The 1,040-nt window shown below is 44.4% G+C and carries 1 protein-coding gene; it reads left to right on the top strand.

Annotation, left to right across the window (positions count from 1 at the left end; genetic code table 11):
• Window positions 1–114: 114 nt before the first annotated feature.
• Window positions 115–1,040: IS4 family transposase (locus GJ688_RS19840; protein WP_155478167.1), on the top strand; the 926-nt coding region annotated here is incomplete at its 3' end.

Raw genomic sequence — 1,040 nt, 5'->3', positions numbered from 1 at the left:
CATTAGTGTTCGGTTAACCCCAGAGTAACCAAAAATGGAGTATATGGGAAATAAGGATTTTTAGCACTCTGTGTCGAATACTTGTGGTATTCAAATGATACGGAGGCGAGCCCAATGTTTGAATTACCGAAAGAAGAACAAGCCATTGAGAAGAAGCTAACAGAGCTTTATCCCAAAGAGTGGTTACTAAAAACTGCAATTGAAGTGGGTTTTGTTAAAAGAGATCGCAAAGTCGATCCTGTGGTCTTTTTTTGGTCACTGGTCTTAGGGTTTGGTGTCGGACTTCAACGTACCTTGGCGGAACTGAAACGAACATATACCAGCATGGCCGCAAACAAAATTGCGATGTCATCATTTTACGAGCGCTTCAAACCTGAACTCGTCGCGTTTCTGAAGCAATGTGTTCAAAAAGCCGTTACAGATATGGCAAATGAACCGAACGTATGCATGTCCGCCACACTCAAAGGATTTCATGATTTGCTTCTTGTCGACAGTACATTGGTTCATCTTCATGAAAAGTTAGCCACTCGTTGGCCCGGCTCCCGAACGAACTCGTCTCCGGCTGCCATCAAATTGAACCTGTTGATGAGTGCTTGGGGAAAGGGTCCCCGTAACGTAGACGTGGTAGAAGGGAAGCGAAGCGAACAAAGTCTGTTGGATTTGGGGCCATGGGTAAAAGACCGGATTCTATTAATGGACCTGGGCTACTTTGACCATCAACGATTTCAAGAGATCAACGCACTGGGTGGTTTCTTTGTATCTCGCGTAAAGAGTAACTGTAATCCACTCATTCTTCGGTCTTTGAAAAAACGAAAAGGGATAGCGATTGCCGGCCAACGGTTTAAAACCGTCAAAGACCAGTTTCAAAAAGAAACCGTCGATCTGGAAGTGATGCTCTCCACGAAGAAGCCGGAAAATGAGAACCGTCCCCTGCGTGTCATCGGTATGTGGAATGAAAATAAGAAGTCGTATCATTTTTATGTGACCAATATCCCTGCAGACTGTGTGACACCGGAAGATATTGCGAAACTTTATAGTGC

This window comes from Heliobacterium mobile (assembly GCF_009720735.1).
Taxonomy (GTDB): Bacteria; Bacillota; Desulfitobacteriia; order Heliobacteriales; family Heliobacteriaceae; genus Heliobacterium; species Heliobacterium mobile.
This window is presented reverse-complemented; position numbering and strand designations above follow the sequence as displayed.